General features: G+C 40.9%; 16 protein-coding genes, 2 tRNA genes and 2 rRNA genes. 10 read left to right on the forward strand and 10 right to left on the reverse strand.

What is annotated here, in order from left to right; translation table 11 throughout:
- Positions 1 to 104: 104 nt before the first annotated feature.
- The 3 genes from phoB to CZ809_RS18120 form a co-directional block, all read right to left on the reverse strand.
- Positions 105 to 794, reverse strand: a complete 690-nt coding sequence (gene phoB, locus CZ809_RS18110; protein WP_065192588.1) for a phosphate regulon transcriptional regulator PhoB — start codon at positions 792 to 794, stop codon at positions 105 to 107.
- Between the two features lie 178 nt (positions 795 to 972).
- Positions 973 to 4,770 carry an AAA family ATPase gene (locus tag CZ809_RS18115; RefSeq protein WP_080158944.1) on the reverse strand — a complete coding sequence of 1,266 codons (3,798 nt, stop codon included), beginning with the start codon at positions 4,768 to 4,770 and terminating at the stop codon, positions 973 to 975.
- A gap of 14 nt (positions 4,771 to 4,784) precedes the next feature.
- Positions 4,785 to 6,017 carry an exonuclease SbcCD subunit D C-terminal domain-containing protein gene (locus CZ809_RS18120; protein ID WP_080158945.1) on the reverse strand — a complete coding sequence of 411 codons (1,233 nt, stop codon included), beginning with the start codon at positions 6,015 to 6,017 and terminating at the stop codon, positions 4,785 to 4,787.
- A 208-nt stretch (positions 6,018 to 6,225) separates the two neighbouring features.
- Here CZ809_RS18120 and CZ809_RS18125 point away from each other — a divergent pair, with 208 nt between their 5' ends.
- Together CZ809_RS18125 and rdgC are read left to right on the forward strand one after the other, a co-directional pair.
- Positions 6,226 to 6,711, forward strand: a complete 486-nt coding sequence (locus tag CZ809_RS18125; protein WP_080158946.1) for a VOC family protein — start codon at positions 6,226 to 6,228, stop codon at positions 6,709 to 6,711.
- 126 nt (positions 6,712 to 6,837) lie between these two features.
- Complete coding sequence (gene rdgC / locus CZ809_RS18130) at positions 6,838 to 7,749, forward strand: recombination-associated protein RdgC (RefSeq protein WP_210434298.1); 912 nt, start codon at positions 6,838 to 6,840, stop codon at positions 7,747 to 7,749.
- Positions 7,750 to 7,884: 135 nt separating this feature from the next.
- Here the strand turns inward: rdgC and CZ809_RS18135 are convergent, their stop codons facing one another.
- Entirely contained in the window at positions 7,885 to 9,510 is a 1,626-nt protein-coding gene (locus tag CZ809_RS18135; RefSeq protein WP_080158948.1) for a permease, read from the reverse strand.
- Between the two features lie 320 nt (positions 9,511 to 9,830).
- Between CZ809_RS18135 and trhP the strand changes: the two genes are divergently transcribed.
- Together trhP and CZ809_RS18145 are read left to right on the forward strand one after the other, a co-directional pair.
- Positions 9,831 to 11,219, forward strand: a complete 1,389-nt coding sequence (gene trhP, locus CZ809_RS18140; protein WP_080158949.1) for a prephenate-dependent tRNA uridine(34) hydroxylase TrhP — start codon at positions 9,831 to 9,833, stop codon at positions 11,217 to 11,219.
- Between the two features lie 5 nt (positions 11,220 to 11,224).
- Positions 11,225 to 11,479: a YfhL family 4Fe-4S dicluster ferredoxin gene (locus tag CZ809_RS18145; protein ID WP_045043384.1), complete on the forward strand. Its 255-nt coding sequence runs from the start codon at positions 11,225 to 11,227 to the stop codon at positions 11,477 to 11,479.
- Positions 11,480 to 11,570: 91 nt separating this feature from the next.
- On the opposite strand, the gene mepA is transcribed toward CZ809_RS18145, so the two are convergent.
- Positions 11,571 to 12,407, reverse strand: coding sequence for a penicillin-insensitive murein endopeptidase (gene mepA / locus CZ809_RS18150; protein WP_080158950.1), 837 nt, complete (start codon positions 12,405 to 12,407; stop codon positions 11,571 to 11,573).
- Between the two features lie 897 nt (positions 12,408 to 13,304).
- Here mepA and fdnG point away from each other — a divergent pair.
- From fdnG to selB, 5 genes are all read left to right on the forward strand, one after another.
- Positions 13,305 to 16,319, forward strand: a complete 3,015-nt coding sequence (fdnG, locus tag CZ809_RS18160; protein ID WP_144396207.1) for a formate dehydrogenase-N subunit alpha — start codon at positions 13,305 to 13,307, stop codon at positions 16,317 to 16,319.
- A gap of 3 nt (positions 16,320 to 16,322) precedes the next feature.
- Positions 16,323 to 17,198, forward strand: coding sequence for a formate dehydrogenase subunit beta (gene fdxH, locus CZ809_RS18165; RefSeq protein ID WP_080158953.1), 876 nt, complete (start codon positions 16,323 to 16,325; stop codon positions 17,196 to 17,198).
- Complete coding sequence (locus CZ809_RS18170) at positions 17,195 to 17,830, forward strand: formate dehydrogenase subunit gamma (protein ID WP_080158954.1); 636 nt, start codon at positions 17,195 to 17,197, stop codon at positions 17,828 to 17,830. Before fdxH ends, CZ809_RS18170 begins: the two co-directional genes overlap by 4 nt.
- 101 nt (positions 17,831 to 17,931) lie before the next feature.
- Positions 17,932 to 18,822 (forward strand): formate dehydrogenase accessory protein FdhE, encoded by an 891-nt coding sequence (locus CZ809_RS18175; protein ID WP_080158955.1) that lies wholly within the window; start codon positions 17,932 to 17,934, stop codon positions 18,820 to 18,822.
- 18 nt (positions 18,823 to 18,840) lie between these two features.
- Positions 18,841 to 20,763 carry a selenocysteine-specific translation elongation factor gene (selB, locus tag CZ809_RS18180; protein ID WP_080158956.1) on the forward strand — a complete coding sequence of 641 codons (1,923 nt, stop codon included), beginning with the start codon at positions 18,841 to 18,843 and terminating at the stop codon, positions 20,761 to 20,763.
- Positions 20,764 to 20,780: 17 nt separating this feature from the next.
- On the opposite strand, the gene CZ809_RS21195 is transcribed toward selB, so the two are convergent.
- Positions 20,781 to 20,875, reverse strand: a tRNA-Sec gene (locus CZ809_RS21195).
- Between the two features lie 107 nt (positions 20,876 to 20,982).
- Positions 20,983 to 21,963: a sugar-binding transcriptional regulator gene (locus CZ809_RS18185; protein ID WP_080158957.1), complete on the reverse strand. Its 981-nt coding sequence runs from the start codon at positions 21,961 to 21,963 to the stop codon at positions 20,983 to 20,985.
- A 317-nt stretch (positions 21,964 to 22,280) separates the two neighbouring features.
- On the opposite strand from CZ809_RS18185, the gene CZ809_RS18190 reads away from it, so the two are divergent.
- Positions 22,281 to 23,285, forward strand: coding sequence for an acyltransferase family protein (locus tag CZ809_RS18190; RefSeq protein WP_080158958.1), 1,005 nt, complete (start codon positions 22,281 to 22,283; stop codon positions 23,283 to 23,285).
- A 1,294-nt stretch (positions 23,286 to 24,579) separates the two neighbouring features.
- On the opposite strand, the gene CZ809_RS18200 is transcribed toward CZ809_RS18190, so the two are convergent.
- The 3 genes from CZ809_RS18200 to CZ809_RS18210 all read right to left on the reverse strand — a co-directional run.
- Positions 24,580 to 24,656: transfer RNA gene (locus CZ809_RS18200), tRNA-Asp, on the reverse strand.
- A 69-nt stretch (positions 24,657 to 24,725) separates the two neighbouring features.
- Positions 24,726 to 24,841 (reverse strand): 5S ribosomal RNA (gene rrf, locus CZ809_RS18205).
- A 137-nt stretch (positions 24,842 to 24,978) separates the two neighbouring features.
- Positions 24,979 to 25,679: ribosomal RNA gene (locus CZ809_RS18210) — 23S ribosomal RNA — on the reverse strand; the annotation flags it as partial.

Genomic DNA, 25,679 nt, shown 5'->3' on the forward strand with positions numbered 1-25,679 from the left:
ATTTTTCTATTCGATAAAACCAACACAACCTTCATTGCTATCACAGGCGCATGATAATAATGAAGGTAACGAGTTTGCCACGGCGGGTAAGCACAATGGAATATTTACATGCGTGTCGAAAAACGGTATCCCGCCCCACGTACGGTTTGGATCATTTTATCGTGACCACCATTTTCAAGCGCTTTGCGTAAGCGACGAATATGGACATCAACGGTACGATCTTCAACATAAACATTGGTGCCCCACACATTGTTCAACAACTGCTCGCGGCTATAAACACGTTCTTGGTGAGTCATAAAAAAGTGCAGCATCTTAAACTCAGTCGGGCCCATATCTAATGGTTCATCAACAGAGGTTACGCGATGTGAAACAGGATCTAGCTTCAATCCTTGCACATCAATCACATCATCTAAAGCCGTTGGTGAAGCACGACGCATCACGGCTTTCAAACGTGCCATTAACTCTTTAGGTGAAAAAGGTTTGGTAATGTAATCATCCGCACCCACTTCAAGACCACGCACTTTATCTTCTTCTTCACCACGGGCGGTTAACATCACCACTGGAATTTGGCGTGTCAGTTCGTCACGTTTAAAGTGTTTGATCAAGTTAATGCCAGAGCCTCCAGGTAACATCCAATCCATTAAGATTAACTCAGGATACGGCTCACACATTTTTTCTAATGCACTATCGTAATCTTCAGCTTCTATTGCTTGATATCCATTTTGCTCTAGTACAAAACACAACATTTCGCGAATCGGTGCTTCGTCTTCTACTACAAGAATCCGTCTTGCCATAATAAAATATACCTAGTCGTTTGTTTTCTCTGACATGCATCATTATGTGTGTTCATTATGACACTTTTGTGACTTTTTCAGATAAAGCGCGTTTTAATATAATTAATAATAACCGTTTAAAATAGGCTTATTAGTTGATATTGCAAGAAAAAAAGCCATGTAATTAATGGCAATCTTATTACCCTTTAATAACAATTTGACTACGTCCACCACCAATAGCTTCAACGGCTACTTGGATTCCAATCCGCTCTACTAAAGTGCCAACATGCGAAATCACGCCAATCTGACGCCCATCCGCTTGCAGAGCATCTAAGCAGGCTAATGCCATCTCTAAACTATCAGGATCAAGCGTACCAAAACCTTCATCAATAAACAGTGAGCCGAGCTGGCGCGTATCTGCCGCAAGCGATGCTAATGCCAACGCTAACGACAACGACACTAAGAAACTTTCGCCACCAGAAAGCGATTCCACACTGCGGACTTCATCGCCCATATCATGATCGATAACTTGCAATGCTAATGGGCAACCAGGAACGGGTTGCAAAGCATAACGCGGGGCTAAATCTTGCAAATGTTCATTCGCTGCTAACACCAATTGTTGTAGGGTTAACCCTTGTGCTAAGGTTCTAAATTTATTACCTGTTGCTGAGCCGATCAACTCATTCATTTGTAACCACAACTCGGTTTGGGTCTGTTGTGTCGCTAACGCAGAGCGTAAATCCCCTGCCTGTTGTTCCGCTTGCTCGGCATGGACTAATTGCTGACGTAATTGAAACACCTGATCATCACAGTGCTGTTTTTGAGTCAGCCATTCCGTCATGGTTTGCTGTTGTGAACTCGCATCATTGCTGATGTCATGAGCAGTAAACCAACCTGTCGCTAATTCGACCAACGGCTGATGATCAGCATCTGCTTGCTGACGCTCTTTTAATACCGTTTGGCTAGCAGATAATACTTGTTCGATCTGTTTTAGTTCAGCCCGTTGTTGTTGCAACCATGCATCATCTTTACTCAATAACGCGGTCAATTCAGGCTCAGTCAGAGCTAATTTTTCTAACCAATTACCCCATGTTTGTTGTAACTGTTGTTGAGCTTGATTGGCTTCAACCAATTGCTGTTGAGCATGGTGATGGTGCGCTTCATTTGCCGCCATCGCTTCGGCTAACTGATTAAGCAGAGTTTGTTGTTGTTGTAATTGTTGTTGCTGGTATTCAAGCTCAGCTTTGGCTTTATTTTCAATGACATCTAACGATTGCTCACCAATGAGATCAAGCCGTTGTTGCCAATATAGCGTTTGTTGTTGCGTTAACTGATGATCTTTATTGGTCATCGTCTGTAACTGCTGCTCGTTATGCTCAACGCCACTGATTAACTGAGCCAATACAGGAGCACGTTCAGCTAACTGTTTTTCAAGTTGTTGTTGTTGGTTAACATTGGTTTGATATTGTGCTATTTGTTGCTCAAGTTCGGCAATAAAACTATTTTTACCTTGCTGAGATAATACTGTTAGCCACGTGTCATTTCCGTAAATTGCATTCAATGCCTGTTGTCTTTGTTCGTAGACTTTTTGTTGGCTTTCACATTGTGACACTAACGCTTTTTGCTGTTCTTGCGCTTGCGTTTGTTGTTGCGACAACTGATGGTAAGTTTCTTTGAGCTCAGCTTGTTGATGACCTAATTGCAGCAACTGTTGCTGTTGCTGTTTAACCTCGGTGATCAGTTTTTTACGCTGCTCGCCTTGGGTTTTAATGGTCTGCATTTGTGCTATCGCATCATCCTGCGCTTGTGACCAATTGGCTTGATAATGTGCCAATTGAGCCACATCACTGACGGCGGATAAGCTAATTTCAGCCAACGTTATCGCATCAAGATCAAGCGCCATTAAATCAGACCAATGACATTGTTGCTGACTGACTAATGTTTGAATATTCGCATTAAGTCCATCAATCTCTTGCGCTAATTCGGTTTGGGTGTGTTGATCTTGCGTGATGGTTTGGGTCAGTTGACGCTGCTCGGCATGAACATCTTGCAATTGTTGGGCTAGCTGCTGCAATCGCTGCTGTTGCTGACTAATAATGGTGGCAACTTGCGGATTATGTTGCTGATATGGATGTTCAAGCGCACCACATAACGGACATGCTTCGCCCTCAATCAATTGATCACGATAATCAGTTAAGTTCATCACCGCACGACTTTGAGTCAGTTGATGATCAACTTCTTTATATTGCGCGTCTAATTGTAATAATTCAGGGGCTAATACGGTTAAACGGTGTTGATTATTGGTGATCGTTACCGCTAATGCTTGCTGTTGTAACTGCAATTTATCACGTTGCTGTAGCTGTCCATGCCACTTATCTAAGCCATATAAACTGTCTTTTAATTGGCTATTACACTGCTGATAAGCACTATAATCCTGACGCTGTTGATCTTGTATTTGTTCTAATTGAGCAAGATCATGCGCTGCAACTTGTACCGTTAACTGTTGCTGTTGTGCCACAAAACCTGATAGCTGTTGTTCTAAGTCAGCTTGTTGTTGAGTGATTGTGGTTAATGTTATTTGACGTTGTTTAATATTCGCTTGCAGTTGAACAATATCGGTTTGTGCTTGCTGAAATTGGTTAACGTTATCTTTGATCGCGTTATGCTGTTCGGCTAACGCTTTCACCGCTTGCGTTGTCTCTAACTCAACCACCAGCTGTTGGTACTGTTGCTGCGAGGCCTGTTGTTGCTGTTGCTGCTTTAATAATTGCTCACGGTTAAGTGCTAACGCGTTAGTTAACTGTGAAACTTGCAGTTGTAACTCATCACGTTGCAACTGTAAGCCATGATGTTGTTGTTCAATGGTGGCTGCTTGCTTTAATTTTGGTTCTAACGCATTAAACACCTGTTGTTTTTGAGTCAGTAACTGTTGGCATTGCTCAGTACTTGCTTGCAATTGCACTTGCTGTTGGTGGTTATCTTTTAAAGTAGCGCTGCTTTGTTGCTCTGTTACCGTCCACTTACTGACTTGCTGTTTAGCTTGTGCTAATAACGTAAAGTCACCACGGGCAGGCAAAGCTTGTTCGTATTGTTGTAACTCAATATAACGTGGTGCTGCTTGTTGTTGAATGTACTCAGCTTGCTGTAACTGTTGCTCACTGTCAGTAATCCGTAACTGTAACTTTACCGCGGTTAGCATGACATCCTGATGCTGTTTTAATTGCTCAAGCTGTTGTTGCTGAGTATTAACTTGCTGACGTACAACCTCTAACTGGCTATTTAATGCCAATTTTTGCTCATCCGTTAATAAGGCCACATCGCCAAGCTTATCTTGTAACTGAACCAGCTTTTGTTTTTCCTCAGCTGAACGCTTATAAGCCGCCATCGACAACCGACCGTAAATTTCACCGCCCGTCATTCGTTCAAGTAAGGTGGCTCGTTCATCAGCACCCGCTTTTAAAAATGCCGCAAACTCACCTTGAGGTAACATCACAGCACGACGGAACTGATCAAAACTCAACCCAATTAAACGTTCTATTTCAGCTTGTAATTCTTGTTTTTTACCCGCAAAACGTTGCCCAGTTTCAATGTTCTCTAACCATTGTTCAGCGGCTTGCATTTTACCTTCAGCACGACCACGAGCACGACGCACTTGCCAATGGGTACGCCAATGCGAACCATCGTTAGCAATAAAATCTACCTCAGCAAAACCCTCGGCTTTACCGCGCGATAAAATACTGCGCACATCGTTGGCTTTAATGCGGTTATCGTCATCATCACGCCCGATTTCAGCATCATTTTTTTTATTAGATTGCAGGCGAGGAATACGATCGTATAACGCTAAACAAATCGCATCGAGCAAGGTTGATTTACCCGCGCCTGTTTTACCCGTGATAGCAAATAAGCCCGCTTCGCCTAAGCGTCCACCAGCAAAATCAATCTCAAACTTGGTTTGTAAACTTGCTAAATTTTCACCACGCAGTGCAAGTATTTTCATTTTATTATTCTCTCTTATTGTTGTTCTTCAACTTGCACTAATAAACTTTCAAAAGCGGCTGTCATCGCTGCATCAGGTTCACCATCGTATTTTTTATTCCAGCTCAGCGAAAATACTTGTTGTGGTGACACTTCGGATAAACGTTGATGCTGCAAACCTTGTTGCTGTTCAATTTGTTGATAATGCGGGGTAATTTTAGCCAACCGAACCGATTTACCTTCCAATGCTTGTAACACTTTTTCACGTAATAAAGCTTGGGGCTTATCAAGTAACACATGCACTTCTAAAAACGGTTGTTGCTCACGAGGAAGCTCATCATCAGATAGCGCTTTAAGTGCCACTAATACTTCATCTAAGGGCGCAGGTTTAGTTGGTACTTTTAGCATATCAACACGACGAGGAATGGTGATTGGCTCAATGTTTGTAACGTCAGTGCCGTCTAATTCAACCATCACAATTTGATGGCTATAATTACGCTCAGCCATTGACAATGGAATCGGTGAGCCGCAATAACGCACATGTTCTTGCTTGGCAACTTTCTGAGCCAAGTGCAAATGACCAAGGGCAACATAACTAATATCATCGGCAAAAATAGTCGCTGGCAACGCATGTTGATTACCCCCTAATACCCGTCGCTCTGACATTTCAGATATTTTGCCTGACGCCATATACGCATGACCCATACCGATTAACGCTTGCTGAGGTTGTTTACGCTCACGAGCAGCAGCCGTCATTTCGGCATACAACACTTCAACCCCTTTAATCAGTCGATCATCTGTTTCAGCTAAATTTTCAGTGCGTAAATCCGCACTACGTAAAAATGGCACCGCTAACACCCATGCAGCTTGTTCACCGTTAGCATTAGTTAATGGCACTAACATCCGCTCACAATCTAATTCGCCATTATCTAATCGGTGAATACCACCGACTAAATGCAGATCAAAGGCCTTTAATAACGCTTGTGGTGCATCGAGTTTACTGGGTGAATCATGGTTGCCACCAATCATTACCACATCTAATTTAGGCAATGTTTTAGCTAATCGCGCTAAGAATCGATATAACATTTCCCACGCACTGGCGGCAGGGTTAGCAGTATCAAAAATATCCCCTGCCACTAATAAGGCATCCGCTTGTTGTTGCTCAAGGGTATCAGCAAGCCAATCTAAAAATGCTTGATGTTCGGTTGCGCGGCTATAGCCATGTAATTGATGGCCGAGATGCCAATCAGAGGTATGGATAATTTTCATAATGGGATAACACTACCAGCCAGAAATAATCATCAGATTGTACCGTGTGAGCCATCAACTACACAGGATTTTGATTACTCACTAATAGTCACCATAACTAAACGTTATCATTTTGATAAAAATTGATAATTTTATATTATTTAAGACTTAGCCTAGTATTACCAGCAACAGAAAATGACCAATTAATCATCAATATTTGAGGTAAATTATGAAAATGAATCACGTTGGCATCATGGTTGGCGATATGGATACCGCGGTTGAGTTTTATACCAAAGCATTGGGTCTTGATATTGTGATGGGTAATACCAAAGTAACAGAAGAGCGTGAAACAGCCATTGGTCGTATGTGTATTGCTGTTTTTGGTGAAGGTTTTAAAGGGTTTAATATTGCCCATTTATTAACTAAAGATGGCATCGGCTTTGAACTGTTTGAAATGAAAGACCGCCAACAACGTCATGAGGTTGATTTCTCTCGCATTGGTATTTTCCATTTCTGTCTTCAAACCGATGACTTTCATGGCGTTATTGCTCGAACTGAACAATATGGCGGTAAAGTACGTATGGATATCATGCGTTACCACCCAGAGGATGACAGCAACACCTCCCAAATGGTTTATTTAGAAGACCCTTTTGGTAACTTATTTGAGCTGTACTCACATACTTATGAAGAGACTTACTCTACAAAGTATGAATAATATTTTTGAGTTAAAGGATTGGTGATCGCCAATCCTTGCAACAATCACAAACGCTACTTAGTAATTTACAGCGGTTGAGTTAAGATAAGCCCCCAACTGTTTACCCTAGGAAGTGTGACTAGCATGATGTGGTTTAAAAATATACTGACTTACCGTTTTACGCGTGAGATTGACTTAAATGCAGACCAAATAGAAAAACAGCTGGAAGAATTCCGCTTTACACCTTGTGGTAGCCAAGACATTCAAAAATTTGGCTGGGCCCACGCATTAGGTAAACATGGCGATATGTTTACCCATGTTTCTGGTGACAACATTTTAATTTGTGCTCGCAAAGAAGAAAAAATGCTGCCAGCGTCAGTGATCAAAGAATCATTGAACAACAAAATTGAAATGCAGGAAAAAGATCTTGGTCGTAAATTGAAAAAGACTGAGAAAGATACCCTCAAAGACGAAATCGTGATGGATTTATTACCACGCGCATTCAGTCGTCAACATCAAACTTACGCGTTAATCATGCCTAAATTAGGCTACATTGTGGTTGATGCGGGTAGCTACAAAAAAGCTGAAGATGTTTTAGCATTATTACGTAAATCAATCGGTAGCTTACCGGTTGTTCCGGTTGTTCCTGAAAAACCATTAGCATTAACCCTGACAGAATGGGTTCGCAGCAACCAATCACCACAAGGTTTTACCATTGGTGAAGAAGCTGAATTTAAAGCTGTTGAAGAAGACGGTGGTGTGATCCGTTGTAAGCAACAAGATTTAAATTGTGATGAGATTCTAGCGCACATTGAAGCGAATAAAGTAGTCACTAAACTGGCACTGAATTGGCAAGACCGCATTGATTTTATTCTAGCGGATGACTTAACCATTAAACGTCTTAAATTCTCTGATGAATTAAAAGATCAAAACGAAGATATCGACCGTGAAGATATGGCACAGCGCATTGATGCTGACCTGTCATTAATGGGCGGCGAGTTCTCTGCATTTTTGCCCAACCTATTTGATGTTATCGGCGGCTTAGAAAACAAAGGCTAATCCCTGCGTTTTTAAAATTGAGCTTTCAGCTATTATAGGCATTGCTTGAATAACAAAAAGAGCCATCACGTGTTAGCACATGACGGCTCTTTTGCTATTTACTGATAAACTGTTCGTTATAAACGTTTATCCGCGTTACATGCTCATTCCCATGCTTGCATTGGCTTTTTTACCTAAACGGTAATACCAAATAGAAACAGGAATAAAGATAAGGTTCATCACGGTGGTGAAGTTCAAACCAAAGCCTGATTGATTTAATGCACGTACTGTTTGGTCAGCGGTAACCCAACCAAAACCATTAAAGATCGCATCAACACACAAACCAGTAAATAAGATAGACACGAATAACAATCCAACCATCCATTTCGTTGGACGTTTACCGTAGTATTTTTGGTAAACACGAATCATTGGAATAGTTAACACATCCGATAGAATGAAACCAATCACGCCACCAAATGAAATACCACCATGCCACAATGCTGCCGCTAAAATCAGATTACCCACAGAACAAACATAAGCAATCATTGCCACAAAAATACCAATAATCACATCTAAGAAAGAATGTAACCACACAGGTAAACCAGCATCATTACTAATAAACAGATCGCGCCAACCATCTTGAGGCATTAATGCAATTAAAATGGAAGATACCACCACCCCGATCAGGATTTCTTTACCAATCATGGCAATATCCATTTGGAAGAAACCCGCAGACTTGGTAATTTTTTCCATGGTGGCAGATTGAGGCTCAGCAGCCATCTTCATTGCAGAATGATCGCCAGACTTCATGCTTGACATATCCATGCCACAGTCACTGTCGTCAGACTTCATCTTAGACATGTCCATGCCGCAGTCACTGTCGTCAGACTTCATCTTCGACATGTCCATGCCGCAGTCATTATCGTCAGACTTCATGTTTGACATATCCATGCCGCAGTCACTGTCGTCAGACTTCATCTTCGACATATCCATGCCGCAGTCATTGTCGTCAGACTTCATGTTTGACATATCCATGCCGCAGTCACTGTCGTCAGACTTCATCTTCGACATGTCCATACCGCAATCACTGTCGTCAGCCTTCATCTTCGACATGTCCATGCCGCAGTCACTGTCGCTAGCCTTCATCTTTGACATATCCATGCCGCAGTCACTGTCGCTAGCCTTCATCTTTGACATATCCATGCCACAGTCACTGTCGCTAGACTTCATCTTTGACATATCCATGCCGCAATCACTATGATCACCGCTCATTTCAGACATATCCATACCACAACTTGCTTTTTGCGGTTGTGCATCATCTAAATGCTGGCGTAATTCTTGTTCAACATCTTTAGGATAAAAACGGCTAAATAAAAACCCAGCGGTTACAATTAAAATCAAACCACCGATTACCTCACCCCAAAAAAATGTCCAGCCCATCAAAGCAACTAAGACAATGAACATTTCTATGATCAAGTTGGTACTTGAAACCAAAAATGCCATTGCGTTAGCAACAGTCGCTTTTTTCGTCAGTAAAGTATGAGACAGTGACGCCGCAGCATATGAACATGATGATGACACCATGCCTAAAAAGGTAGTAAAGCCAAGACTAACTACGGTCGTTTTACCTAAGTGCTTAACCACACTTGAAACGGGTAATAAATTACGTATCCATGACGACAACATTAAACCAAATGCTAATGGCCAAAAAATTTGCCAAACCATATTCCCAAATGTAGAAAACAAGTGGATAACCAATCCACCAATATCTTGCCCGATCATATATACCTTCTTAATATACTGCGATTAAACTAGTAGCAACATTGTGCAAATAATCCTCACATGTTGCCCTAAAATATATCTAATGTATTTAATGCATACTAAGTATGTATTTTAGTGCATTAACGAACAGATTAAACTTCAACAATTGCTATTGAGAATAGTGCTAAATTTCCGTTAATGGTGCGATCAATTGCCGTAGAGAATCATTATTTTCAAGAAAATTGGCAATGTGGGAATGAAAAAAGTAGAATCTCGCCTCCTCCCTATAGCACTAGGTGTTATAGGCTGATTTGGAATCAGACATCTAAGAGAATTGAGCAATGTTTAAACCAGAATTATTATCTCCAGCCGGTAGCCTTAAAAACATGCGTTATGCCTTTGCCTATGGTGCAGATGCTGTCTATGCAGGTCAACCACGTTACAGCCTTCGCGTTCGTAATAATGAATTCAACCACGATAACCTTAAAATTGGTATCGATGAAGCACACGCACAAGGTAAAAAGCTGTATGTGGTTTGTAATATTCAACCGCATAACTCTAAGCTTAAAACCTTTATTCGTGATTTAAAGCCAATTGTCGATATGGGTCCTGATGCGCTTATCATGTCAGATCCAGGTCTAATCATGATGGTACGTGAAGCGTTTCCTGAGGTTGTTATTCACCTGTCAGTACAAGCAAATGCTGTTAACTGGGCAACCGTAAAATTCTGGGCAAGCCAAGGCGTTGAGCGTGTGATTCTTTCACGTGAACTATCATTAGAAGAAATCGAAGAAATTCGTGAACATTGCCCCGATACTGAACTAGAAATCTTTGTTCATGGCGCACTTTGCATGGCGTATTCTGGTCGTTGTTTATTATCTGGCTACATCAACAAACGCGATCCAAACCAAGGTACATGCACTAACTCATGCCGTTGGGAATACAAAGTAGAAAAAGCCGTTGAGAATGATTCAGGTCAAATTGTTGAAGTTCAAGATGCAATTCAGATTCAAGAAGTTGAAGAGCGTCCAAACAATACATTAGGTCTAGGTAAGCCAATTGATGATGTTGTGCTACTAAGTGAATCTCACCGTCCTGAAGAAAAAATGGCGGCATTTGAAGATGAGCATGGTACTTACATCATGAACTCTAAAGATCTTCGTGCAGTACAACATGTTGAGCGCCTAACTAAAATGGGTGTGCACTCACTAAAAATTGAAGGCCGTACTAAATCGTTCTACTACTGTGCTCGTACTGCGCAAGTTTACCGTAAAGCGATCGATGATGCTGTTGCTGGCAAACCATTTGATGACTCATTACTGGGTACATTAGAAAGCCTAGCGCACCGTGGTTACACTGAAGGTTTCCTTCGTCGCCACACTCATGATGCTTACCAAAATTATGATTACGGTTACTCAATTTCAGAAACTCAACAATTTGTTGGTGAGTTTACAGGTAAACGCCGTGGCGACCTTGCTGAAGTTGAAGTAAAGAACAAGTTCATTGTTGGTGACAGCCTTGAAGTAATGACACCGCAAGGTAACGTTGTCTTCAAACTTGAAACCATGGAAAACCGTAAATCAGAAGTAATTGATGATGCCAAAGGTAATGGTCACTTTGTGTTTATTCCAATGCCATCAGATATGGACCTAAGTTTTGGTCTATTAATGCGTAATTTAAGTAACGGTGAAGATACCCGTAACCCACACGCACCTAAAGACGGTAAATAAGCATTATGGCACTGCTCATTACAACTAAATGCATTAACTGTGATATGTGTGATCCTGAATGTCCAAATGAGGCCATTACCATGGGGGATGAATTTTACGAAATTAATCCTGATCGCTGCACTGAATGTAAAGGGCACTATGATAAGCCAACCTGCCAGTCAGTTTGTCCGATCACCAATTGCATTATTACTGATCCTGAACATATCGAATCAGATGACGAACTACTTGAAAAGTTTGTCACCTTGCAAGGTCTTGCTTAGTCATCACTAATAAACCGTATCAAAAAAGCGCCGCTCAGTTAACTGGGCGGCGCTTTTTTATGTCATATCATTTACTAGTTCTAGCAAAAACCTAACTTTTTAATACTATCGCACACATAGGTGGTAATACTTTCACAGGTTTGGGCTTAGGTTTAACAGCCTTAACTGATTCACTCGTCACCGGTGCTTTATAATTAGGTGACCACGAGGCAAGTTCAGTACCACAACCATCACCTGCTGGCGGTGGTGCTTGTGTTTCACAAGTCGTACTTCCTGCTGGGCAATTTAAGCGCACATGGAAATGGTAATAATGACCAAACCAAGGACGTACTTTACTCAGCCAATTACGGTCTTTCCACTTTGCTTTACAGAGTTGTTGTTTGATCACTGGATGGACAAAAATACGTGCAACGCGATCATCACTGGCAGCAAGTTGAATTAATTGTGCTTGCTTTGAACTCCAATTCTTATCAATGATCTTGTAATTTTTCACATCAACCATCGGCAGTGCTGAAATTGTTTTTAATGCCTGTGGTGATAATGGTTGTTCAGGTATACGCAACCAAATATCAGCATCAAGCCCAGTTTGATGGCTGGCATGACCGGAAGAGAATCGACCGCCACGTGGCATCGCAATATCACCCACCAAGACATTTCCAATTTTTAATTGCCGTGATTGCTTCATCAATTGCTGCAAAAAAACAATCATTTCACTATTACCGTAATAACGTCCACGCTCAGAACGTATTACTTGGTAGCCATCACCTTGCAGCGGTAAACGCTCACCACCAGCAAGACATCCATTAGCATATGAGCCTATCGAACTAGAATCACCTTGACTTGGTTTTTTTACTTTTTCCCATGGTGTTGCCATTACGCTCTGACTTATACAAACCAGCATCAACCCAGAAATTATCATCCTTAACATATTATTCTTCCTTTTTAACCTCAATTTCCTTAATGATAACGCAACCCTCAGACGATGCAAAATTCATCTACTAAACAGTAGTTCGTTGTTTAGTTTTAAAATGTTTTGATAAATAATAGTTATTCAAATAGTAATAGCACAATTATCTTATTATTTTTTCAAATCAAAAATAACAAACCAATACTAATGGCTTTTTTAAATAAAAAAATATCCATTATTTCAGCGATAAATCGTATTTTTTATAAAATAAAACTATATTACTAAATAAACAATCTTAACATTGTTTATTTAGTAACCCTTTATTTTTCCATTAATGACACTTAAGATTGCATTTAATTAGACGTGTTTAGTAACTTATATCTGCTTTTTTATTATCACTATTCATCGCTTCAGTGTTATTTAAGAGTGCGGGATAACTAAACTACCATTAGTAAATAAAACATAACAAATTGATTTGTAATTAAAATAACCTTAATAATGAAACATCACTATTACCTCAATATCGCGAAAAGTAAAAAGATAACAACCTCCAAAATATATATTATCTTTACTGAATTTTACTTTAAAAATGCGTTACTTATTTGTCACACATTATATAAATATATTTACCATTAAAAATGGAACATGACTAAATATAATAATGCAGTCACAGTTGCAAATGACAATGATTATTACTACATCATAAGCAGCAGTAATTTTGATTTAAATCACTCTCCTCACATCATTACCTTTCATGAGTTATTAATGATATTTAAATAGTTATTTATATTATGTAATTTATTATTTTGTTTTTTATAACCTTGCCTTTAATAGCAAAATTTGACGACTTTATATTGACCCATATAATAACACCTTAGATTTCACCCTCTTCTTTATTTCTCATAAGGTCTTTTTAGATTGAATATAAGTAGACGTCAATTATTTAAATTGTGCGCGGGGGCTGTAGCAACCACAACAATTGCTTCGCTTGCCACAATTCCGCAAAAAGCATGGGCACAGGCCCGTGAATTCAAATTAACCGCAGCCAAAGAAACGCGTAATACGTGTTCTTATTGTTCAGTAGGTTGTGGCACATTACTGTATAGCACAGGTGCTACAGGCGGTAATATTAAACAAAAAGTGTTCCACGTTGAAGGTGATCCCGATCATCCAGTAAGCCGTGGTGCATTATGTCCTAAAGGTGCGGGCCTAGCTGGTTTTGTTAACAGCGAACAACGTTTGAAATTCCCAGAATACCGTGCTCCAGGCTCTGATAAATGGCAACGTCTAACATGGGACGAAGCCTTTAGCCGTATCGCTAAACTTATGAAACAGGACCGTGATGAAAACCTTATTCAGAAAAATGAACAAGGCACTACGGTTAACCGCTGGCTAACAACAGGCATGCTTTGTGCCTCAGCGGAAAGTAATGAAAATGGTTGGTTAACACAGAAATTTGCCCGTGGTTTGGGTATGGTTCCTGTAGACACTCAAGCGCGTATTTGACACGGTCCAACGGTAGCAAGTCTTGCTCCAACATTTGGCCGCGGCGCGATGACCAACAACTGGGTTGATATTAAAAATGCCGACCTTATTCTTGTTATGGGCGGTAACGCAGCAGAAGCACACCCTGTAGGCTTCCGCTGGGCGATTGAAGCTCAAAAGACCAATAACGCTGAAATTATCGTGGTTGATCCACGCTTCACGCGTACAGCAGCAGTGGCTGATCACTATGCACCGATCCGTTCGGGTGCTGATATTGCTTTCCTTTTAGGTGCTATTCGTTACCTAATGGCAAGCAGTCAAGTGAATCATGAGTATGTAAAAGCATACACCAACGCTAGCTTTATTGTGCGTGATGACTATGCATTCCACGATGGTCTATTCTCTGGCTATGATGCTGAGAAACGTCAGTATGATCGTAGCAGCTGGTTCTACCAACTTGACGATCAAGGCTATGCATTAAAGGATGAATCACTACAACATCCTCGTTGTGTATGGAACTTACTTAAAGATCACGTATCTCGCTACACGCCTGATGTTGTTGCTAATATTACTGGCACACCGATTGATATGTTTGATCACGTCTGTAAAGCACTGGGTAGTACTGCGGCGGATAACCGCGTTGCCACTATCTTGTATGCGACAGGCTGGACTCAGCACTCTAAAGGCGCTGAAAACATCCGTTGTATGGCAATGATCCAATTACTATTAGGTAATATGGGCATGGCTGGCGGCGGTGTTAATGCTTTGCGTGGTCACTCTAATATTCAAGGTATTACTGACCTTGGTTTATTAGCACAAAGCCTACCGGGTTACTTAAAACTACCTTCAGACAAAGATGTTGATTTAGCTGCTCACCTTAAGCACCACACCCCAGTGGCACTTGAAGCAGATCAAACCAACTACTGGCAGCATTACCCAGCATTCTTCGTGTCATTACTGAAGTCTTTCTACGGCAAAAGTGCAACAGCTGAGAATAACTTTGGCTACGATATGATGCCGAAGTGGGATCAAGGCTACGACATGTTGCGCGTGTTCGAAATGATGAACAAAGGCGAAATGAATGGCTATATCTGTCAAGGTTTCAACCCTGTTGCATCAATGTCTAACAAGCAAAAAACATTGGATGCTTTATCTAAGTTGAAATACTTAGTGGTTGTTGATCCGCTTGCAACTGAAACCTCTACGTTCTGGCAAAATAAACCTAACGTTAATGAAGTTGATACTGCAAGCATTGACACTGAAGTGTTCCGTTTACCTTGTGCATGTTTCGCTGAAGAAGATGGCACTATCGTAAGTTCAGCGCGCTGGTTACAGTGGCACTGGAAAGCTGCTGATATGCCAGGAGAAGCAAAAGGTGATGCTGAGATTCTAGCGGGTATCTTCTTGAAGATGCGCGATATGTATCAACAAGAAGGCGGTACATACCCTGATCCTATCTTATCTCTTGATTGGAATTATGCGATCCCTGCGGCGCCAAATACCAAAGAGCTAGCACAAGAACTTAATGGTAAAGATGCTAACGGTAAGCAACTATCAAGTTTTAGTAAACTAAAAGCGGATGGTTCAACCAATGCGGCTTGTTGGTTATACACCGGTAGTTGGACTGAAGCGGGCAACCAAACTGCACGTCGTGATAACAGCGATCCTTCTGGTTTAGGTATTGCACCAAACTGGGCATGGTCTTGGCCGGCTAACCGTCGTGTATTGTACAACCGTGCATCAACACGTCCTGACGGTACGCCATGGAATAAAGCGCGTATGTTAGTGGAATGGAACGGTAACAAATGGGTTGGCCCAGATGTACCTGACTTTAACGCTAAATTGCCACCATCAAGTAATGCGGGTCCATTTATCATGCAACCTGAAGGCGTAGGCCGTTTGTTTGCACTTGATAAAATGGCTGAAGGTCCGTTCCCTGAGCATTACGAACCATTTGAAACACCGATTGGCACGAATCCATTACATAAAAATGTGGTTTCAAACCCAGCGGCACGTTTATTCAAAGATGATGCAGCGCAATTAGGTACTAAAGCGGATTATCCATTTGTGGGTACCACTTACCGCCTGACTGAACACTTCCATACTTGGACCAGTCACTCTCATTTCAACGCGGTATTACAACCAGAACAATTTGTTGAAATTGGTGAAGGTTTAGCGAAAGAGCGTGGTATTAACAATGCTGATATGGTGCGTGTAACTTCTAAGCGTGGCGCTATTGTCGCTAAAGCTTATGTATCTAAGCGTATTACACCACTGCATGTTAACGGCCAAGCAGTTCACACAGTCGGTATTCCTATTCACTGGGGCTACGAAGGCGATACTAAGCCGGGTTACCTTGCGAATACGTTATCGCCATGTGTGGGTGACGCTAACTCACAAACACCGGAATACAAAGCATTTTTGGTTAACGTAGAGAAGGTGAAGTAAGCCATGGGTATGGAATCACAGAATATCATTCGTAGTTCTGCTACATCGTCGCTTACTCCATCACCTGATGCGCGTGAACGTCAAATTCAAGTAACTAAATTAATTGATGTTACTTGCTGTACGGGCTGTAAAGGCTGTATGGATGCGTGTAGCGAGTGGAATAATTTACGCGGTAAAGTAGGCACCTTTGAAGGTTCTTACCAAAATCCGCCCAATACCACAGCTGAAACGTGGACCACTATTCACTTCAAAGAAATTGAAGAAGATAACAAGTTTAAGTGGTTATTTAGTAAACACAGTTGCATGCACTGTTCTGATCCTGGCTGCTTAAAAGCATGTCCAGAACCCGGTGCTATCGTGCAATATGAAAACGGTGTTGTCGATTTCAACTCGGAAAAATGTGTTGGTTGCGGTTACTGTATCGCTGGCTGCCCATTTGATATTCCGCGAATGAACCCCGTTGATAACCGTGTTTACAAATGTACGTTATGCCTTGATCGCCTTCAGGCAGGTCAAGTGCCATCGTGTGCAAAAACCTGTCCAACAGGTGCATTACGTTTTGGTCCTCGTGAAGAAATTCTTGAGTATGCCAATCAACGTGTTGCTGCACTGCAAGCTAAAGGCCATAAAAAAGCCGGCATCTACAACCCACAAGGCGTGGGCGGTACGCATGTAATTTATGTTCTACACGATATCACTGATCCTGAGCGTTATGATCTGCCAAAAGATCCTAAAATCAGCGAAACAGTGAAGTTATGGAAAGATGATCTTAAGCCACTTGCCGCTGCTGGTTTAGTCGGTACTTTGGCTCTTGCTGCTATTCACCGTGTAACAGTGGGTCGTAGTCGTGTGGCTGAAGATGAAGGAGATGAGAAATGAGTTTGAATAAAACAATTTTACGTCATAAACCTTTAGATCGTGTTGTGCACTGGACAGTCGCATTAACAGGTATCTGGACTTTATTGTCTGGCTTATCTTTTATGTTTGCGCCACTGCACTTCCTTAGCTATGTCTATGGTTCACCACAGCTTGCGCGTATTTTGCATCCGTTTGGTGCGATTGTGATGACTGTAGGCTTATGCTTCTTAGTCTGTCGTTATTGGAGTCATAACCACTTTGAAAAAGGTGATCTCCAATGGATGTTAAAAGTTAAAGATGTTTTAACTGAGAACGAAGAAAACGTACCAGAAGCGGGTCAATACAACGCAGGGCAGAAAATGCTCCTACGTCAATTTATTGCCTGTGCCGTATTGTTGCTAGTAACGGGTCTCATTGCATGGCGTGCTTACTTTTCAGCTTACTTCAGCATTGATGTTGTACGTATTGCCTTAATTGTTCACTCACTCGCTGCCCTTGTATTTGCTTTAAGCTTAATTGTCCATGTTTACATGGCGTATTGGGTAAAAGGCTCAATCGATGGCATGTTAGAAGGTAAAGTTTCTCCAGCTTGGGCAAAGAAACATCACCCACGTTGGTTCCGTTCGCTAACTAGCAACAAAAACCAACACTAACAACAAGCTCTAGAACGGATAATCCTTGATGTTTATCCGCTCTTTATTTCTATACCAACCGAGGTTTACCGAGGTTGGTATTCTTATAATTGGATACTTGCATGAGCGTTAAAATTTTAGATAAAAACACCATCGTTAAGCAAAAAAGTGATGGCTTTAATCCGTTAATCATTGGTAACCCTGCAACCATTTTTCATGCCCGCGCCGCACGTTTACGTCAGTTGGCACAAGATTCTTTTATGGCAGATTATCTATTACTAGCGGGTCAAATAGTGCAGCAACAAGTGCATTTAGTTGAAACGTTTAATAGCGCCGTACAACAACAATTACAAACAGAAACGCTAACATGGCCGATTAAAATAGACAGCACTTGGCAAGCAATTTTAGACCCCATGCTAACCCAGTTAACCTCTGCATTACGTTCGATTGCAAGTGATGATATCGTTAAAGTTATCGATAGCATTAGCCAAATAGATCAACAAACATTACAGCATTACTTTCATGCCCTGCAACAAAACCAACCGGAACGTGTTCCTGCTGATATTGCGATTATTCTTTGGGGTTGTATCAATACGCTAATGAGCTTAATTGTCACTAATACCCAATTAGAGTGGCAACCAGAAGCCAATGCCAAACAATCACATTGCCCTCTTTGCGGTGGCGCTCCTGCGGCAAGTTTAATTCAAGGCAGTGGTCATCGTTACTTACATTGCAGTCAATGTGAAGCAGAGTGGCATCGACTACGTGCTGAATGCACTCAATGTGGTGACGGCGAGAATATTCAACTGCAAAGTGAATCACTAGAAGACAGTGTTCGTGCTGAAACTTGTAGTCATTGCCAAAGTTACTTAAAGATGTTGGTGCTTGAAAAGAACCCTCAGTTAGATCCCATTGCTGATGATCTCGCCACACTGGTACTTGATCAAAAATTAAGCCAAATGGAATTATATCGCAGCGGCTTCAACCCTTTTTTATTACCTCTTGCTCAATAACTATCGTCGAGTAACGTTATGATTATTGCTACAGCTGGCCATGTCGATCATGGTAAAACCAAACTGTTACACGCCCTGACTGGGATCAATGCCGATCGACTGCCAGAAGAGCAACAACGGGGACTCACGATTGATTTAGGCTACGCATTTATGCCGTATCACTCAACAAAATCTAACCACCAACAACGGTTAGGTTTTATTGATGTGCCAGGCCATGAAAAATTTCTCTCCAATATGCTAGCTGGCGTAGGCACCGCCCATCACGCAATGCTGATTGTTGCGGGTGATGAAGGCATGATGCCGCAAAGCTACGAGCATCTCACTATTTTACGCTTATTGGCAATGGATAGTTTAACGGTGGTGATCACTAAATCTGATCTCACCAGCCTTGAGCAACAACAGCAACTCGAAGCAACATTACACCAATTATTGCTTCAATATGGCTTTACTCAATCAACTATTTTTCATTGTTCGGCGCATACAAATGACGGTATTAATGAACTCAAACAACACCTGATTGATCTTGCGGATAATGAACAGCAATATGATAACACCCTCAATTTTAAGCTTGCTATCGATCGCGCCTTTCACGTTAAAGGTTCAGGATTAGTTGTTACTGGCACCGCATTAAATGGTCATATCAATGTTGGTGATAGCTTGTGTTTAGTGAGCCATAATCAGCTTAAAAAAGGCCATAGCCAACCGCAAATTGTACGAATCAAATCTATTCATGCACAGGGACAGGCAACGGAATCTGCGACGGCAAACCAACGGGTTGCGCTCAATATTAGTGGTGACATTGATAAAGCAAACTTAAACCGTGGCGACTGGTTATTACAGGTAGCACCCAAGCAAATAATTAAACGGATCACGGTAAAATTAACCGCTAACCATCTAATTAAGCATTGGCAAAATAGTCAAATTTTCCATGCTGCCACCCATACCACAGGCCATATTGCATTATTAGAAGATAAGCAATTAGCACCAAATGATAGCGCGGTTGCTGAAATAACCTTTGATACGCCATTGTGTTTAACCGAGCAAGATCGCTTATTACTCCGTGATCCCGCCCAAAAAATAAACCTCGGCAGTGCCGTTGTTATTGATCTATTACCGCCAAATAGAGGCAAACGTGCTCCGCAACGACTTGAATACCTCAATCAACGAGCAGCCTTACATTCACTCCCTGACATCATTGCATTTAAGCTTCAACATGCACCACAGTCACAGCAACAATTGCTTGAACAACATCAGTGCCAAATCAGTGTTCTTAACCAACTCGTGACCGCTGATAGCAGCATAAAACAATACGGTGATTACCTGTGTTTTGACAGCTATCAACAAGCATTACAACAGCATATTATCGCCACACTAGAGCAATATCATCAGCAAGCACAAGACACCCTTGGTATAGGTAAAGATCGGCTATACCGTATGACTGCACTTAATCAACCTCAAGTAATTTTTAATGCAATTATCAACCAATTGCTAAACCAACAGCTGTTAGCAAATACCCGTGGCTGGCTGCATTTAGCGGCGCATCAATTACAATTAACACCGTCTGAACTACAATGCTGGCATCAAATAGAACAATTGATGGCAACCCATCCTCAGCCTTGGTGGGTACGCGATCTTGCCTTTGAAATGGGTGAGAATGAAGACAACTTACGCAAACTCAGTTATAAACTAGCGCAATTAAGTTATATTGCTGCGATAGTGAAAGATCGCTATGTCAGTCATCAATATCTAGTACAAATGGCAACCGCAGTACGCCAACATACGACTCAACATCAGAAGTTAGAAACGGCTGAATTTAGAGACATTAGTCAGTTAGGGCGTAAGGTTGCAATTCAATTATTAGAGTATTTTGATAAGATTGGATTTACTAAGCGTAAATTTAATTATCGCGAATTAAAAGATCAGGATTTATTACAAGAATAGGAATACAGCGAAGAAAGTGGCGGAAGAACATAGGAGTCGAACCTACCCAGGACTGCTGGCAGCCCTACCCGGATTTGAAATCCGGACGCATCACCGGATACGACGTTCTTCCTTCATTTTGAGATTATATTTTATTGCTTAAAGGTATAATTCGCAACCGCTATCTACATTCAATGATGATAGCGGTTTCTTTTATAGATCATATGATTAAATAAACATCTATTTCATCTGCTGATCAAGATTAAGAATCGTCAATGCATTACTAACACTAGTTGCAAGTACATCAACTACTCCCGAGCGCAACGCCCCCAATAAAGCCAGTGCCTTACTGTTTTCAGCTGCAGTCACCACCACCGTTGGAATATGACGCAATTCATCCATGGTTAAACCAATCACTCGATCGCTCATCATGGTATCAGCTTGCTGACCTTGGCTATCAAAAAAATCATAGCCTGCAATATCGCCCACGACCCCTTTTCGAATGCGTGCTTCGACTATTTCTTGAGGCGTGAACCAACCTAATTTAACCATGTGGCTATTTTCATTCATATCACCCACGCCAACTAACGCCACATCAGCGCGACGAGCACGATCTAAGGTTTCTTTGACCGTACCATTTTTCATGAAGGCTTCTTTAACAATAATGTCTTCCACATAAGCCGGCGCATAAAGAGTTTCGCTGATACCATCATATTTTTTTGCCAGCTGACGGCAAATATGATCGGCATTAATCGCATTACCAGAACGATGCGTACCACCAATTCCACACACAAAACGACAATTACGATGTGGCACCACCCCAACATGATTCGCAATTGAAGCAATGTTACGGCCTTGCCCAACCGCCACCACCATATCATCAGATAATGTTGCTGCCAGATAGCCAGAAACCAAGCTCGCGACCTGTTGGCGTTGAGTTTCATCATCAGGTTGATCAAGTGCAATCAACGCTCGCTTCAACTTAAACCGTTCAATCAACTGTTGTTCAAGCTTTTCACTAAAGACAGGGTGATATTTAACCGTAATTTCAACCACACCTTCTTCTCGTGCGCGACGGAGTAAACGGCCAATTTTAGCGCGAGACATACCAAAACGTTGTGATATCTCTTCTTGCGTAGCACCTTCTTGATAGTAAGCAATAGCAATTTCAGTTAGTTGATCACTCTCCGCATGATTATTATCGTTATTCAAACTGCTCATCACTATGCCCTTTAGGTACTGATAATTAACTATAAAACACCATTCTAACACTACCGTATAAAATTTCGTAATTACTCACTGAATAACAAACAACAGCACACTTATCAAAAAAAATTTTATTTAATTTAATCAAAATGTTATCCAGAAAAATCAATATTTATAACCAAAAATTAACATTTCGTTAATACATCACATGTGATTAGTTTTTTTAATGTAAACTCACCAAATTCATAAACCAAAATGATACATGATAAATACCACTGTATTTAGTGCAACTTATCATAAAAACAAATCAACAATATTAGGATTATAATTTTGTGAGCAAACATTTAAATTGGGTCGATTATGCAAAAGGGCTTGGTATTATATTAGTCGTTTACGGACATATAAGTGAAGGTGTCTTCAATGCTGGTATGACAATGGATAGAAGCTTATATACAACTATAGATACTATGATTTATAGCTTTCATATGCCTCTTTTTTTCTTTTTATCTGGTTTATTTTTTACTTCATCTTTAACTAAAAGAGGCTTTAAAAATAGTATAATAAATAAATTTGATACTATATTTTATCCTTATATTATTTGGTCAATTCTACAAGGTATTATTGAAGCAACATTATCTAAATATACTAATGGTCATGTAACTTATACTGAAGTATTTAGTTTATTATGGGCACCAAGAGCACAGTTTTGGTTCCTTTATGTTCTATTTTTCACCTTTATCATTGCAAGCATTGTATTTGTAAAAAATAGAAACACTAAATTAATGATCTCAATGGTGTGCTTTTTTTCTCTGATTTATATCTTCCAAAGCCATCTACCATCTATACATGTTTTTACTTTATGTTATGTACATATGGTATTTTTCTTTATTGGCATACTTGTTATTCAATTGGATTTAATTAATAAAATCAATAATTTAAAATATTTTCTTTTAATCTCTCTTCTTTTTGTTATCAGCCAATATTGGTTTGTCATCATTGAAGGGTTAGGTCGTTTAGATAGAGGGCTGGATTCTTTTATTGTTGCAATTATTGCAATATCATTTGTTATCGTGTTATCAATGCAATTAGTTAAATTAAATATTCGATTATTAGCTTATATTGGTGAATCATCTCTTTATATTTATTTACTTCATGTTTTAATAGGAAGCGGTATACGGATTATTTTGCAAAAAGCATTTCATATTGAGTCAGCCTCTATTCAAATAATTGTAGGTTGTATCGGTGCAATTTTCTTATCATTAGTTTTTATTGAACTCACTAAAAAGTTTAATTTATCATTTTTATTTAAAGCACCATGGGAAAGTTCTAGACAATAAAAGAAGATCATAACTAACATATAAAAATAAAAAGGGATCAATATTGATTCCTTTTTATTATTGATGATAATCCCCTATCAGTTAATAACAACTTCATTTTTCAATAGTCAAATAACTTACCTACTACTTTGCATCTTTAATATTGTAACCGAGCATCACCCCAGCCCTTTATTATCATCACTAATCAAAACTAACTTAATGACTTAACATTCCCTACAATGAATACCTGCGAGGGTGATAGGGTGTCTACTATCCGCATATTATAGAGTTACACTTTCCGTTGGCGTCTTTGATACTCAAACTAACCCCGCGTCATTCCCTACAGTGAGGTTACGAACGAGATAGGGAATCTATTATCAACACGTTATAGAGTTATTATTTTAGCTGTTTTTTATTGGTCTCTTTAATACTTAAAATAGCTCACCAATAGCTCGTGCCTCCCTTTCAAGATGACGGATGGTAATCCACGCTATCATTACCATTTTCTACAGACGAAAAAAAACCTGAATCTTTCGATTCAGGTTTCTTAAATGAATGTGAAGTGGACGGGACTTGCCATAGCTAACATTACAACCAGAGCATCAGCGCACCACTTATCTCGATAAAATAATGGCGTGACTGGCCGCTAAGCTTCCTAATCGAAGTTGATTTATGACTTAATCCTCTGCCGTCATTCCCTACAGTGAGGTTACGAACGAGATAGGGAATCTATTATCAGCACGTTGTAGAGTTATTGTTTTCAATGCTATTTTAGCTAATTTTTTATCGGTATCTTTAATGCTCAAACACGTGATAAGTAGATCGCGGATAGCTCGTACCTCTCTTCCGAGATGACGGATAATAGCCCCGCTATTATCACCATTTTCTATAGACGAAAAAAAACCTGAATCGTTAGATTCAGGTTTCTTTAATAATGTGAAGTGGACGGGACTTGCCATAGCTAACATTACAACCAGAGCATCAGCGCGCCACTTATCTCTATAAAATAATGGCGTGACTGGCCGCTAAGCTTCCTAATCGAAGCTGATTTATGACTTAATCCTCTGCCGTCATTCCCTACAGTGAGGTTACGAACGAGATAGGGAATCTATTATCAGCACGTTGTAGAGTTATTGTTTTCAATGCTATTTTAGCTAATTTTTTATCGGTATCTTTAATGCTCAAACACGTGATGAGTAGATCGCGGATAGCTCGTACCTCTCTTCCGAGATGACGGATAATAGCCCCCGCTATTATCACCATTTTCTATAGACGAAAAAAAACCTGAATCTTTCGATTCAGGTTTCTTCAATAATGGCGGAGTGGACGGGACTCGAACCCGCGACCCCCGGCGTGACAGGCCGGTATTCTAACCAACTGAACTACCACTCCGCAGTGTCTATTCAGCATAAATGCAACTTGTTGTCTCTACCTTTATAAAAAGATAAAAACGAAATTGAAGCCTGGCGATGTCCTACTCTCACATGGGGAGACCCCACACTACCATCGGCGCTATTACGTTTCACTACTGAGTTCGGCATGGGATCAGGTGGGTCCATAACGCTATGGTCGCCAAGCAAATTCTGGTTTATTTATTGTCTTATGACAATAAATAGCAATCTGGGAAAATCTAACTAGTTGTTCTCAACACGCATTCAAGCGTTTGTAGAGTCCGTCTCTTCTCTTATGAGAAGGAAAACCCCTTGGGTGTTGTATGGTTAAGCCTCACGGGCAATTAGTATCAGTTAGCTCAATGCCTCGCAGCACTTACACACCTGACCTATCAACGTTGTAGTCTTCAACAACCCTTTAGAGACCTTAAAGGTCTAGGGATGACTCATCTTGAGGCTCGCTTCCCGCTTAGATGCTTTCAGCGGTTATCGATTCCGAACTTAGCTACCGGGCAATGCATCTGGCGATACAACCCGAACACCAGCGGTTCGTCCACTCCGGTCCTCTCGTACTAGGAGCAGCCCCTCTCAATCATCCAACGCCCACGGCAGATAGGGACCGAACTGTCTCACGACGTTCTAAACCCAGCTCGCGTACCACTTTAAATGGCGAACAGCCATACCCTTGGGACCGACTTCAGCCCCAGGATGTGATGAGCCGACATCGAGGTGCCAAACACCGCCGTCGATATGAACTCTTGGGCGGTATCAGCCTGTTATCCCCGGAGTACCTTTTATCCGTTGAGCGATGGCCCTTCCATTCAGAACCACCGGATCACTATGACCTGCTTTCGCACCTGCTCGAATTGTCATTCTCGCAGTCAAGCGGGCTTATGCCATTGCACTAACCTCACGATGTCCGACCGTGATTAGCCCACCTTCGTGCTCCTCCGTTACTCTTTGGGAGGAGACCGCCCCAGTCAAACTACCCACCAGGCACTGTCCGTAACCCCGATAAGGGGTC

Source organism: Photobacterium piscicola (assembly GCF_900166965.1).
Taxonomy (GTDB): Bacteria; Pseudomonadota; Gammaproteobacteria; order Enterobacterales; family Vibrionaceae; genus Photobacterium; species Photobacterium piscicola.

What these genes read in the sequence shown, in the direction of transcription:
- phoB (WP_065192588.1), bottom strand. Translation starts at nt 794, where the DNA reads ATGGCAAGACGGATTCTTGTAGTAGAAGACGAAGCACCGATTCGCGAA.
- CZ809_RS18115 (WP_080158944.1), bottom strand. Translation starts at nt 4,770, where the DNA reads ATGAAAATACTTGCACTGCGTGGTGAAAATTTAGCAAGTTTACAAACC.
- CZ809_RS18120 (WP_080158945.1), bottom strand. Translation starts at nt 6,017, where the DNA reads ATGAAAATTATCCATACCTCTGATTGGCATCTCGGCCATCAATTACAT.
- CZ809_RS18125 (WP_080158946.1), top strand. Translation starts at nt 6,226, where the DNA reads ATGAAAATGAATCACGTTGGCATCATGGTTGGCGATATGGATACCGCG.
- rdgC (WP_210434298.1), top strand. Translation starts at nt 6,838, where the DNA reads ATGTGGTTTAAAAATATACTGACTTACCGTTTTACGCGTGAGATTGAC.
- CZ809_RS18135 (WP_080158948.1), bottom strand. Translation starts at nt 9,510, where the DNA reads ATGATCGGGCAAGATATTGGTGGATTGGTTATCCACTTGTTTTCTACA.
- trhP (WP_080158949.1), top strand. Translation starts at nt 9,831, where the DNA reads ATGTTTAAACCAGAATTATTATCTCCAGCCGGTAGCCTTAAAAACATG.
- CZ809_RS18145 (WP_045043384.1), top strand. Translation starts at nt 11,225, where the DNA reads ATGGCACTGCTCATTACAACTAAATGCATTAACTGTGATATGTGTGAT.
- mepA (WP_080158950.1), bottom strand. Translation starts at nt 12,407, where the DNA reads ATGTTAAGGATGATAATTTCTGGGTTGATGCTGGTTTGTATAAGTCAG.
- fdxH (WP_080158953.1), top strand. Translation starts at nt 16,323, where the DNA reads ATGGGTATGGAATCACAGAATATCATTCGTAGTTCTGCTACATCGTCG.
- CZ809_RS18170 (WP_080158954.1), top strand. Translation starts at nt 17,195, where the DNA reads ATGAGTTTGAATAAAACAATTTTACGTCATAAACCTTTAGATCGTGTT.
- CZ809_RS18175 (WP_080158955.1), top strand. Translation starts at nt 17,932, where the DNA reads ATGAGCGTTAAAATTTTAGATAAAAACACCATCGTTAAGCAAAAAAGT.
- selB (WP_080158956.1), top strand. Translation starts at nt 18,841, where the DNA reads ATGATTATTGCTACAGCTGGCCATGTCGATCATGGTAAAACCAAACTG.
- CZ809_RS18185 (WP_080158957.1), bottom strand. Translation starts at nt 21,963, where the DNA reads ATGAGCAGTTTGAATAACGATAATAATCATGCGGAGAGTGATCAACTA.